Source organism: Geodermatophilus sp. SYSU D00705, assembly GCF_054050135.1.
Window position 1 is genome coordinate 17661 of the sequence record NZ_JBJGYT010000031.1, and the last position, 11547, is coordinate 29207.

The window sequence follows — 11547 nt, forward strand, 5'->3', positions numbered from 1 at the left end:
CGCTCCGAACCCGACAGCTCACCTCTCAGGCGGCGGATCGGGAGTCCCCATGCGCACGCGCACGTCCTCGTTCGCCCGCAAGACCCTCCTCACGACCGGCATCGCCGCCGCCTCGCTCGGCGTGCTGGCCCAGCCCGCATCGGCCGCCGGACCCAACGACTGGGACGCCGTCGCCGCCTGCGAGTCCAGCGGCAACTGGAGCATCAACACCGGCAACGGCTACTACGGCGGCCTGCAGTTCAGCCAGAGCACCTGGGCCGCCTACGGGGGGACGGCGTTCGCCGCCCGCGCCGACCTCGCCAGCAAGGCCCAGCAGATCACGGTCGCCGAGCGCACGCTCGACGCCCAGGGCCCGGGTGCCTGGCCCACCTGCGGCCGTGCTCTGAACCCGGCCGCACCCACCGCCGACGCGGCGCCCGCTGCGGCACCAGCCCCGGCGCCCGCTCCCGAGCGGGCCTCCCGGGACGACCGCGCGGCGTCCGGTCAGTACGTCGTCCGGTCCGGCGACACGCTCGCCGAGATCGCGGCGGCGCACGGCACCACCTGGCAGGCGCTGTACGCGCTGAACCAGGGCACCGTGAGCAACCCGAACGTCATCCAGGTCGGTCAGGTGCTGTCGGTCTGACCGGACTCTCCCCCGGGGTCGCGGGCGGCCGGTCCCGCCCGCGACCCCGGGGGTGCCCGTCCGGGGCGCCCGGCGCCCACGACCGCCGGCCGTCGGGCAGCCGGCCGCAGGCCACCTCGAGGGCCAGCGACCAGTCCGGGTCGGTCCAGTAGCCGCTGTGCCCGCCGATCCCGGTGACCGCCCGGGTCTGCAGCGCGAGGTCGCCGGGCACCGGGTCCAGCAGCCGCCACTCGTTGCCGCACACCCGGCGGCCGGTGCGCGGGTCGACCCAGTCCGGCTGCGGCGTCGCCGGGTCGTCGAGCCGCCGCGAGACCAGCGGGCCGCCGTCGTGGCTGTGGTCCCAGCTGGTGACCGGCCCGGCGACGGGGTCGGTGTCGCGGTACAGGCTCACCCACCGGAACGCCCCCGCCATCCCGCGCAGCAGCTCCGGCGGCACGTAGTGCGGGAAGCCGCGGGTGAACTGCAGCCGCAGCTGGGACCCGAAGGTCACCCACCGCACCCGGCCGCGGACCTCCTCGGGCAGCCACAGCAGGGCGACCAGCGAGATCAGGCTGCCCTGGCTGTGCGCGGCCACGACCACCTCCCGCACCGGCGCGGGGTTGACCGCCGGCCGCGATCCGGCCGGCCCGGCGTCCTCGTCGTCCTCCAGCGGGTCGGGCACACCCAGGTGCCAGCAGATCCGGCGCACCAGCGCCGGGACGACCTCCGAGGCGTACGGCGGCGGCACGAACGGGTGCGCCGTGCGCGGCCAGAACGCCACCACGTCCCACACCACGTTCAGCCCGCGCCGGGCACCCTCCCTGCGCAGCGCGCCCCGGGCCAGCAGCACCGTGCCCAGCCCGATCCCGAGCAGCGCCACCTGGCCCACCCCGATGACCACGTCGTCCCCGGTCACCGTGCCGCCGGGCGGGGAGGACACGCCGGTGAGCAGGCTGACCGGGAACGCCGGGTCCTCCCCCGCGCCGCGGGCCGACCACGACGCCGCCCCGATGGCCGCGGCCAGCACCAGGCCGAGGGCGGTCCAGAAGCCGAGCACCAGGGGGACGGCGTTCTTCATCCGTGCCCGCTGCATCGCCCTGCCGGCCGCGTGCACCCACGGCGGCGGCAGGTGGAGCGCGGGCGGGTCCCCGAAGGTCATCGCCGCCTGCGCCCGGGCGCGGAACACCCGCCGCCGGCGGCCGGCCCGCAGCCTCGCGGCGACGGCGAGCGCGGCGAACACCAACGCGGTCAGCCCCCACGCGTAGGAGAACCGCTGCAGGAGCTCCGGCACGTCCACGTCGGTGCCGGTCAGCCCGTCGACCAGCTCCTCGACGCCGAGGGTGAGCCCGGCGCTGGAGCCGACCGCCAGGTAGCAGCCGACCGCCGTCGCCAGCGCGGCGGACATCCCGCCGGCGAAGCGGCGGAACGGGCGCGGCGTGCGGCGGGCAGCCGCCCGCGTCCCGGCGGCGAGGCCGGCGACGGCCAGCACGAGCAGGGTCACCGCGCCGGTGCCCGCGAGGACCAGCAGCGCGACCGCCGGTTCGGTCCCCGGCAGCCGGCCGGCGCCGGAGACGTCGGTGACCGCGACGGCGACCAGGGCCAGCACCAGCGCACCCCCGGTGAGCACCTGGACGGCCCCGGCCGCGGCCGCGGTCCAGCGCACCGCCCGGGCGCGGTCGGGTGCACCGGCCTCCAGCACCGTCGCCCGCCGCTCCGGGTCGCCCGCGAACAGCACGACCAGCGCCACCAGGCCCAGCACGGCGGCGGCGTACCAGCGCCAGCCCGCCGCCCAGCCGGTCCCGCCGTCGGCGGCCACCGACAGCCCGAGCCAGGCGACGACGAGCAGCCCCGCGGCGTGGTGCAGCCGGCGCAGCGACGGGCTGTCGGGGTCGCCGTCGAAGAACGCGGCGTCCCCGAGGCCGGGCAGCCCGTCGGCGCCGTGCCCGAGGTCACGGGGGCCGGCGTGGGCGAACCGGTAGCGGCGGCCGGTGTCGACCGCGCCGATCCGCGACAGCCCGGTGACGAGGGCGGCGGCCACGAGGAGTCCGGCCACGACGACGACCCGGTCGGCCACCGGCAGGCCCCGGCCGGCCAGCCACTGCCAGGCGAGCAGGTCGACGACGACGAGGCAGTCGGCGAGCGCGAACAGGCCGGTGAGCACCAGGCCGACGGTGCGCAGCAGCGCCCCGCACAGCGCGTGCAGGCGACGCTGGGCGCCGGTCTCCGGCGGCGGCAGCATGAACTGGGCGGCGTTGACGATGCCGAAGGGGATGAGCAGCAGCCACAGGCCCTGCGCCCACGAGCCCGACGTCCACCGGCCCCAGTGGAAGGCCTCGAGCAGGTGCCCGTCGGGGGCCGGCACCTCGTGCTGCTGGGCGTCGGCGGGGCGGAAGCAGCGGCTCCGGTCGTCCCCCGCGACCTGGACGGTGTGCGCGCTGCCCAGCATGTAGCCCGGCGGGGTCCCGCTGACCCCGTGGACCCGCAGCTCGACCCAGCCGGCCATCGGCTCTCCTCCTCCGCCGGCCGCCGCGCACGTCACGGTTGACCGTCGGGTGTGCGGGCATGATCTGCCCCGTTCCCCGGCCCCGGCCAGACCCGAGCCCCCGCCGTACCGTCCTCGCCCACACGCCTGGAGGCGTTCCGCATGTCCGCACCCGTCGAGTTCTCCGTCTGGGCACCGCTGCCGAAGCGGGTCCGGCTCCAGGTCGACGGCGCGGTGCACGACATGCGCCGGGACGACGACGGGTGGTGGCGCGCCGTGGTCGAGGCGGCACCGGAGGCCGACTACGGCTTCCTGCTCGACGAGGACGAGACGCCCCGGCCCGACCCGCGCTCGCGCCGCCAGCCCGACGGCGTGCACGGACTGTCCCGCCGCTTCGACCCGGCGGCGTACGGCTGGGGCGACTCCGCCTGGACCGGCCGCCCCCTGGCCGGTGGCGTGGTCTACGAGATGCACGTCGGCACGTTCACCCCGGAGGGCACCCTCGACGCGGCGGCCCGGCGGCTGGACCACCTGGTGGAGCTCGGCGTCGACTTCGTCGAGCTGCTCCCGGTCAACGGCTTCAACGGCACCCACAACTGGGGCTACGACGGCGTCCTCTGGTACACGGTGCAGGAGGAGTACGGCGGCCCGGCGGCCTACCAGCGCTTCGTCGACGCCTGCCACGCGCGGGGCCTGGGCGTGATCCAGGACGTCGTCTACAACCACCTGGGCCCGTCGGGGAACTACCTGCCGCTGTTCTTCCCCGTGTTCTCCGAAGGCGCCAACACCTGGGGCAACTCGGTCAACCTGTCGGGGCCGGACTCCGACGAGGTGCGCCGCTACATCATCGACAACGCCCTCATGTGGCTGCGCGACATGCACGTCGACGGGCTGCGGCTGGACGCCGTCCACGCGCTGGTCGACGAGCGGGCCACCCACCTGCTGGAGGAGCTGGCCCAGGAGGTGGACCGGCTGTCGGTCGCCGAGGGGCGGCCGCTGACGCTGATCGCCGAGAGCGACCTCAACGACCCGCGCATGGTCACCCCGCGGGTGGCCGGCGGCACGGGGCTGACCGCGCAGTGGAGCGACGACTTCCACCACGCCCTGCACGCCACGCTCACCGGCGAGGGGCAGGGCTACTACGCCGACTTCGCCGCGGCCGGGCTCGCCGGCCTGGCCAAGACCCTGACCGGGGCCTTCTTCCACGACGGCGCGTGGTCCAGCTTCCGCCGCCGGCACCACGGCCGGCCCGTGGACACCGGCGTCCTGCCCGGCTGGAAGTTCCTCGCCTATCTGCAGGACCACGACCAGATCGGCAACCGCGCGGTCGGGGACCGGATCTCCGCCTCCCTCTCCCCCGACCTGCTCGCCGTCGGCGCCACCATCGTGCTCACCAGCCCGTTCACGCCGATGCTGTTCATGGGCGAGGAGTGGGGCGCCTCGACGCCGTGGCAGTTCTTCACCAGCCACCCCGAGCCCGAGCTGGGCCGGGCCACCGCCGAGGGCCGGATCGGCGAGTTCGCCGAACACGGCTGGGACGCCGACGTCGTCCCCGACCCGCAGGACCCCGAGACCTTCACCCGCTCGAAGCTGGACTGGGAGGAGCTCGAACGGGAGCCGCACTCCCGGCTGCTGGGCGTGCACCGGGCGCTGCTGGCCCTGCGCCGGGCGCACCCGGACCTGGTGGACCCCGACCTGTCGCGGATCGCGGTCACGTGGGACGACGCCGAGCGCTGGCTGGTCGTGCACCGCGGGTCGCTGCGGGTGGTGGCGAACCTCTCCGGCGAGGCCCGGGAGGTCGACCTCGACGTCCCGGCGGGCGAGGTGCTGTTCGCCAGCGGCGAGCTGCCGACGATCGACGGGCGCACGGTGACGGTGCCCCGCGAGAGCGCCGTCGTGGTCTCCACCCGCTGACGTGCGCCGCCTGCTCCCCGGGGCTGCGGCCGAGCTGACCGACGCCGACCTGGCCGACGCCTACCGGCCGCCGCCCGGTCGCTCGCTGCGGACGAACTTCGTGGCCTCCCTCGACGGCGCGATCACCGTCGAGGGGAAGAGCGCCGGGCTGGGCTCCCCGGGCGACCAGCGGGTGTTCCGGGTCCTGCGGGCCCTGGCCGACGTCGTCCTCGTCGGGCACGGGACGGCGGCGGCCGAGGGCTACCGGCCGGTCGCGGCGGACCCCGCCGTCGGGGCGCTGCGCGCCGCGCTCGGCCGGAGGGCGACCGCGCCGATCGCCGTCGTCTCCCGCCGGGCGTCGCTCGCCCCCGGGGACCGGCTGGCGGTCGACTCGACGATCCTGGTCACCTGCGCCGCCTCCGACCCCGGCCGCCGGGCGGCACTGGCCGACGCCGGCGTGACGGTGCTGGTCTGCGGGCAGGACGACGTGGACCTGCCGCTCGCGCTGGACCGGCTGGCCGACCTCGGCCACGAGCAGGTGCTGTGCGAGGGCGGGCCGCAGCTCTTCCGCGCCGCCCTGCGGGCCGGGGTCGTCGACGACCTCGCGCTCACGCTGTCACCGGCGCTGGTCGGGGCGGGGCAGCCACACCTGCTCGGCGAGCCGCTCACCGACCTCGTGCCGCTGGAGTTGCGGCACGTGCTGGAGGAGGACGGCGTCCTGTTCACCCGCTACGCGGTGGACCGCTGACCAGGAGCCTCGCCGGCGGCGACCTTCTCGAGCAGCCGCGACAGGTGCGCCTCCACCTCGCGCAGATCGACGGACGTCGTCATGCAGAGAGTCTGGTCGCAGTCGCTCGCGTGGCTGCGAAACGCCGCGAGGGCGGCCCGGGAGATCCCGGACCGCCCTCGAGGGCAGGTACGTCAGTTCAGGGTGGCGGTGGTGCCGGGGCCGGAGAGGTTCCCGGCCCGCGGGGTCGTCGGCTGGGCAAGGGTGGCGGCGAACCCGATCTCCGCCGTGTCGCTCTGAACGTCGTTGCCGACGTTCCCGGGCAGGGTGACCTTGAGGACGATGCAGTTCCCCGCACCACCCGCGAGGTCCCCGATGGGGGCGGGCGCAACGGCGGCGTCCTTCAGCGTCACCGCACGGCCCCAAGACTCGGCGCCCGTGGTCGAAGTCGCGCAGTCAGCTGCGGTGTTCGCCTCGGAGTCGAGGAACTGCACCTGGGCGTACTTCGAAAACTCACCGCCGGACCACCACTCATCGCAGGTGTTGTCGGGGGTGAAGCCCGTGACAGCCGTGGTCTCCGGCTCCTGGCAGCCCCGCTCGGCGTCCTGGTTGATCGTCAGGGCGGCCGTGAGCGCTCCCGCCACGGTGCCCGCGTTGTTGACCCAGAAGGCCTGCGTCGTCGACTCGCCGGGGGCGAGAGCGAGCGGCTTCGGGGCGCCGACAACAGCGCCGCTGTTGAGGGTGAGGTCGAGCGTGCCGGCGCCGGACGACGTCTTGGTCTGCTCGGCGTCGGTGAAGGCGGCGAACGTGCCGCTGGCGCCGAAGGCGATGAGGGCGGTGCCACCCATGGCGGCAGCGGCGAGGGCGATCTTCTTCACGGGTGTCTCCTGTCGGTGTCCCCGTCGGTACGACGGTTCTCGCCGGACATCTGCACGGCGAACGACTCAAGACTCGGTTCCGGCCACGCCCTGCGGCATCGTCAGAACTGTTGATTGACTTCGCCGCGTGACTCCTCCGTCACATTGGGCACGCACGGCGCACTCGCCACTCCACCGCCGCTCCTCACCCGCTCGTGTGATGTGCTCGCCGAGCGAGACCGGCGAGTTCTGCGAACGGATACGGGGCGGATGAGGACAGCGACAGGCGACGGCACCATCGGCGGCGCGGTACGCGGCACGTGGGGGCGACTGTCGACCGGTCGCGTGATCTCTCTCGTCGCCCTGGTCGCGGCGCTCACGCTGGCGAGCCACCAGGGGCGGCACACCCTCCTCGTCGTCCTCGGCGTGCTCGGGCTGTTCGCTGCCGGAGCCGGCTTCCTGCTCCGCTGGCGCGTGACCGGCACCGGGGCCACATGGCAGACCGGCATGGGCCTCGTGCTGCTGGGACTGCAACTGCCCGCGACGATCGCGGTGCACGCGTTCCTGGACCGGCGCTGGCCGGCCGTTGCCACTGCTGCGGGCCTGTGCATCGTCGCGTGGGCGGCGGTGGTCAGCCTCCGCGCCTTCACCGACCCGGTCACCCGGCCGCGGCTCCAGCGGGCCGTCGTCGTCGGTCTGACCGGGCTGTTGCTCGCCGGGACCACCCTCGCGCTCGCGGCCGTCGTCGGTCCCTGGCCGGCGCTGGCCTGGGCGACGGTGCCGGTGGCCTACGTGCTGGCCGGCGCCCCGTGGCTGGCCGTCACGATCGCCGCCTGGCGGATCGACCCCCTCGGCGCCCGCGACCGGCGGTCCGCACGCAGCCTCGCCGTCGTCGCGCTCGCCGTCGGGCTGCTCACGGCGCTTCGCGGCCTGCCGTCGGTGCTGCCGGCCCTCACCACCGAGGTGCAGACCGTCTCCGACGTCGGGTTCCTGCTCGTCGCAGTGATCGCGTTCGACACCGCCGCCCGAGGCCTCGCGGACGCACTGGCCGGCCAGGAGCGGTACGTCGCCGGCCTGCTGGAGCAGCTCGCCGGCCACGAGCGGCACCTGCAGCAGGTCCGCGGCTGCCTGCACGACGCGCGGGCCACGGTCGCGGGCATCCGCGCCGGCTCGTCCGCCGTCCGGCACCTCACGGGGCCAGCGGACGCCGCGGCCCGCGCGGACCTGGAGGAGTCGGTCACCGTCGAGCTGGCCCGACTGGAGCGGATGCTGCGGCTGCCCGACCGCCCGCCGTCGGTGAGCAGCGTCGACCTCGACGGGCTGGTGCGCGCCCTGGTGGTCGGCCACCGCGAGCGCGGCCTGCGGGTGGACTGGGCGCCGTCGGACCAGCCGCCGGTCGTCGTCGACGGCGACGCGCTCGCCGTCATCCTCGGCAACCTGCTCGGCAACGCCCTGGTCCACGCGCCGGGCGCGCTGTGCAGGGTCACCATGGACGTCGGCGACCACCTCACCGTCACCGTCTCCGACAACGGTCCGGGTCTCCCCGCGGCCCGCCGGGCGGCCGCGTTCGAGGCGGGCGCCCGGCGTCCCGGCAGCCCGGGTGAGGGGCTGGGCCTCGCCATCTCCCGCGACCTGGCCCGCCGCCAGGGCGGTGACCTCGTCGCCGAGGAGACGGCCGTCGGGAGCCGCTTCGCACTCCGGCTGCCGGTGCACCCCGCGACCGCCGGGACGCATCCGGCCGGGATGCGCGCCACGGCCGTTCCGCTGAAGCTGGCCGGGTGACGGAACCGGTCCTCCTGGTCGACGACCACTCGCTCTTCGCGCAGTCGATCGAGATCGGGCTGCGGGCCGCCGGCCACTCTGCGGTCCGGGTCCCGCCGCGTTCGGCGGACGAGATCGAACGCGCCTGCGCCGCTTCCGCGCCGGCGACGGTGCTCCTCGACCTGCGGTTGGGGAACGGCGAGGACGACGTGCCGATCGACGGCCTGGACCTGGTCGGCCCGTTGTCGTCCGCCGGGTGCCGCGTCGTCGTGGTCACCGGCGAGACCGGCGACCACACGTGGGGCACCGCCGTCGAGCGGGGTGCGGTCACCGTGCTGCCCAAGGACACCGACCTGGCCGACCTCCTGGAGGTCGTGGCCGCGGTCCGGGAGGGCCGGCCCGTCCTGTCCGAGGGACGTCGCCAGGACCTGCTGGCCGCCGCCCGCCGCGGCCGCGCCGAGGAGTCGGCGCGCCTGGCGCCGTTCCGTCAGCTGAGCGCGCGGGAGGCCGAGGTGCTGCGCTGTCTGGCCTCCGGCATGCCGGCGGCCACGATCGCCGCCACCGCGCACGTCAGCGAGGCCACGGTGCGCACCCAGATCCGCGCGGTGCTCACGAAGCTGGAGGTCACCTCGCAGCTGCAGGCCGTCGCACTGGCCCGCCGGTCCGGCTGGCTCGACCTGCCCGCCGTGTCCTGACCGGACGCCGCTCCGGGTCAGCCGGTCGCCGTCCCGGCGTTGCCGGTGCCGACGAGCGGATCGGGAGCGGTCTCCGGCGTCTCCACGGTGACCGGCTGCTGCGGAGCGGGGGCGTCCACCGCGGGATCCCCCGCACCGACGTCGACGGTGGGCTCGGTACCACCGGTCACCGCGGCGCCGGCGGACCTGTTGCCCTTCGGCACGGCCGGCGTCGCGTTCTGGGGGGACGGCGGGACGAGGCGGACGGCCACGTCCGCCGAGTCGCTGAAGCCGCCGTCGGTCTGCCGCAGCGTGAAGCGGAGGGCACCGTCCCACGCGGGGTCCTTCGCCGAGGGTCCCCCCGTGGCGCGCAGGGTGAGGGACAGGTCGGTCGACGGCTTCGCGGAGTCCATCACCAGAAAGCTGACCGGCCGCTCGCTCCCACCTGCCGGCGCGAGGTCGCAGAGCTCCACCGGCTTCTGCCACGTCCCGGACGCCACGTCGACGGTGAGGCCCACCTTCTCCGGGCACGGGACGGCAGGATCCGCCGCGACCAGCGAGACCTGGAGGACCACCCGCCCGCCGCCGTCGACCTGTGCGCGCAGCGGGACGATCGCGTCCCGGCCCGGCCGGAACTCGACGGCCGCGTCACCCTGCTGATTCGAGAGGCTGAGCGAGCCGGCACCCACCGCGGCCGGCACGGATGCAGTGTCGCTGAGCACGGCGGTCGTGCCGCCGAGGCCGACCGCGAGCGCCGCCGCAGCGGTCACGGCGCCCAGCCCCAGCGCGGTGCGGCGCCTCATGCGGCACGCTCCCGGCGCCGACGCCGCGCCAGCACGAACACGACGCCGCCGAGGACGACCGCTCCCAGGAACAGGCTCCCCCAGGCGAGCACCTGGCCGGCGAGGGAGGTGGACGCCGACTCGGTCGCCAGGGCCACCCCGCCGTCGTCGACGGTCACGGGCGTGTCCACCCGTCCGACGACCGGTCCATTCGCCGCGCCGCCGGTTCCCGCGTCCGCGGGCGCGGGAACACCGGCCGGAGTGGCTCCACCCGCGGCGGCCGCACCGTCTGCGGCGCCGCCCGCGACGGCGGTGCCAACGGTCGCCGTGCCCGCGCCGGTCGGCGCCCCCGCAACGGCGGTCGAGCCGCGAGGGGTGGTGGCGCTGCCGGTTGCGGAGCCGGCGGAGGTCGCGCTGTCGGAGGCGGCCACGTCGGCGAGGTCCTCGGACGCGGTCGTCTGGGCGTTGCCGGCGGACGCCTGACCGCCCAGCTTCTCCCGGCCGACGACGCCGAGGGTGAAGTCGATGCTGTCCGACTGGGCCCAGTTGTCCGGGTTCCGCGACTCGTCGTCCCCGAACTCGAGGCGCAGCACCAGGCAGTTCACGCCGTCGACGTCGAATTCGCTGGGTTCACCTTCGAGCAGGTCCAGGGTCACGGCGTCGTCCGGGGTGGCGGATGCGCGGCACGTCTTGCCGTCCGTCGTCCCGCCGATGACCGTGGCGTCGAGGAAGTCGGCCAGCTCGCCCTCCTCGGCGCCGCAGGAGCGGTCGCCGGACTCGGACTCCGGCTCGACGCAGCCGTTCTCGAGCTGGGTCAGCCCCGTGACCGTGACGCCGAGGCGGTCGACGCCGCTGGCCCAGTCGGCCGGGAGGAAGACGTCGAGCGTCTGGCTGCTCCCCGGGGCCAGCGGCCCGCCGGCCATCGCCGTACCGGGCGTGGCCAGCACGGCGGCCGCGGCGAGCACGGCGCCGAGAGCGGGGAGGGGTCGACGCACGAGCCCATGCTCGGGCGCGGGGAGAGACGCGCGCATCGACAACTTTGATGATGTCGAGAACGAGCCCGCCGGGGAGCATCGGGGCGTGCCCTCCCCCGACCCCACCCCGGCACCCAGCGGCGGTGCGGCCGTCCACCTGCTGCGCCGCCTCGTCTCGTGGGTGCTCGGCGTGGTCCTGCTCGCCGGCACGGGAGCGGCCCTCGGGCTGGTGGTCTACCCGATGGTGACCGGCGGTCAGGCCCTCGCCGTCCTCAGCGGCAGCATGACGCCGGGGCTGCCGGTCGGCGCCATGGTCTTCACCACGCCGGTCGAGGACCCCGCGACGCTCCAGGTAGGGGACGTCATCACCTTCCAGCGGGAGCCGGACTCCCCCGAGCTGGTGACGCACCGCATCATCGCCGTCGACACGTCCAGCGGCACGCCCGTCTTCACCACGCAGGGCGACGCCAACGAGGACCCCGACATCGACCCGGTCCCCGCCTCCGCGGTCCGCGGGGAGTACGCGTTCAGCGTCGCGAACCTGGGCCGGACGGCGGCGATCCTGCAGTCGCCCAAGGGCGCGGGCATGCTCATCCTCCTGGTCTGCGCCGTCATCGCCGTCTCGCCGGGTCCGCGGCCGTCGCGGGCCGGCGACCCCACCGCGGACGACGCCCCGCTGCTGGCCGACGCGACCGTCCACATCCAGCTCCCCCGCCCCGCCGTCCCCCCGTCACGGCAGCGGATCGGACTGCTCGACTGAGCGCACGGCACCCGAGGGACCGGTCGGCGCTGC

The 11547-nt window shown here is 75.6% G+C and carries 10 protein-coding genes; 6 read left to right on the forward strand and 4 right to left on the reverse strand.

Going from position 1 to position 11547, the window contains the following annotated elements; genetic code table 11:
* The first annotated feature begins 49 nt into the window (after window positions 1–49).
* On the forward strand, window positions 50–625 hold the full coding sequence (locus ACI78Q_RS19185; RefSeq protein WP_456925035.1) for a LysM peptidoglycan-binding domain-containing protein: 576 nt from the start codon (window positions 50–52) through the stop codon (window positions 623–625).
* On the opposite strand, the gene ACI78Q_RS19190 is transcribed toward ACI78Q_RS19185, so the two are convergent.
* A complete protein-coding gene (locus ACI78Q_RS19190) occupies window positions 594–3107 on the reverse strand; it encodes a hypothetical protein (protein WP_456925036.1) in 2514 nt (837 codons plus the stop codon). The genes ACI78Q_RS19185 and ACI78Q_RS19190 overlap by 32 nt on opposite strands.
* A 141-nt stretch (window positions 3108–3248) precedes the next feature.
* Here ACI78Q_RS19190 and treZ point away from each other — a divergent pair, with 141 nt between their 5' ends.
* The gene (gene treZ / locus ACI78Q_RS19195) at window positions 3249–5000 is read left to right on the forward strand and encodes a malto-oligosyltrehalose trehalohydrolase (protein ID WP_456925037.1); all 1752 of its coding nucleotides are present in this window, start codon (window positions 3249–3251) and stop codon (window positions 4998–5000) included.
* 1 nt (window position 5001) lies between these two features.
* Window positions 5002–5727, forward strand: a complete 726-nt coding sequence (locus ACI78Q_RS19200) for a dihydrofolate reductase family protein (RefSeq protein WP_456925038.1) — start codon at window positions 5002–5004, stop codon at window positions 5725–5727.
* Between the two features lie 173 nt (window positions 5728–5900).
* Here ACI78Q_RS19200 and ACI78Q_RS19205 read toward each other — a convergent pair whose 3' ends face one another.
* Complete coding sequence (locus ACI78Q_RS19205; protein WP_456925039.1) at window positions 5901–6584, reverse strand: TasA family protein; 684 nt, start codon at window positions 6582–6584, stop codon at window positions 5901–5903.
* Between the two features lie 324 nt (window positions 6585–6908).
* On the opposite strand from ACI78Q_RS19205, the gene ACI78Q_RS19210 reads away from it, so the two are divergent.
* Together ACI78Q_RS19210 and ACI78Q_RS19215 are read left to right on the forward strand one after the other, a co-directional pair.
* The gene (locus ACI78Q_RS19210) at window positions 6909–8345 is read left to right on the forward strand and encodes a sensor histidine kinase (RefSeq protein WP_456925040.1); all 1437 of its coding nucleotides are present in this window, start codon (window positions 6909–6911) and stop codon (window positions 8343–8345) included.
* Entirely contained in the window at window positions 8342–9019 is a 678-nt protein-coding gene (locus tag ACI78Q_RS19215) for a LuxR C-terminal-related transcriptional regulator (RefSeq protein ID WP_456925041.1), read from the forward strand. The genes ACI78Q_RS19210 and ACI78Q_RS19215 overlap by 4 nt, the downstream gene beginning before the upstream one ends.
* 17 nt (window positions 9020–9036) lie before the next feature.
* Here the strand turns inward: ACI78Q_RS19215 and ACI78Q_RS19220 are convergent, their stop codons facing one another.
* Together ACI78Q_RS19220 and ACI78Q_RS19225 are read right to left on the reverse strand one after the other, a co-directional pair.
* Window positions 9037–9801 carry a hypothetical protein gene (locus ACI78Q_RS19220; RefSeq protein WP_456925042.1) on the reverse strand — a complete coding sequence of 255 codons (765 nt, stop codon included), beginning with the start codon at window positions 9799–9801 and terminating at the stop codon, window positions 9037–9039.
* Window positions 9798–10775, reverse strand: a complete 978-nt coding sequence (locus tag ACI78Q_RS19225; protein ID WP_456925043.1) for a hypothetical protein — start codon at window positions 10773–10775, stop codon at window positions 9798–9800. Before ACI78Q_RS19225 ends, ACI78Q_RS19220 begins: the two co-directional genes overlap by 4 nt.
* 85 nt (window positions 10776–10860) lie before the next feature.
* Here ACI78Q_RS19225 and ACI78Q_RS19230 point away from each other — a divergent pair, with 85 nt between their 5' ends.
* Window positions 10861–11514: a signal peptidase I gene (locus tag ACI78Q_RS19230; RefSeq protein ID WP_456925044.1), complete on the forward strand. Its 654-nt coding sequence runs from the start codon at window positions 10861–10863 to the stop codon at window positions 11512–11514.
* The last annotated feature ends 33 nt before the right edge of the window (window positions 11515–11547 follow it).

Coding starts and splice junctions, on each gene's coding strand:
- ACI78Q_RS19185 (WP_456925035.1), top strand. CDS start 50: ATGCGCACGCGCACGTCCTCGTTCGCCCGCAAGACCCTCCTCACGACC.
- ACI78Q_RS19190 (WP_456925036.1), bottom strand. CDS start 3,107: ATGGCCGGCTGGGTCGAGCTGCGGGTCCACGGGGTCAGCGGGACCCCG.
- treZ (WP_456925037.1), top strand. CDS start 3,249: ATGTCCGCACCCGTCGAGTTCTCCGTCTGGGCACCGCTGCCGAAGCGG.
- ACI78Q_RS19220 (WP_456925042.1), bottom strand. CDS start 9,801: ATGAGGCGCCGCACCGCGCTGGGGCTGGGCGCCGTGACCGCTGCGGCG.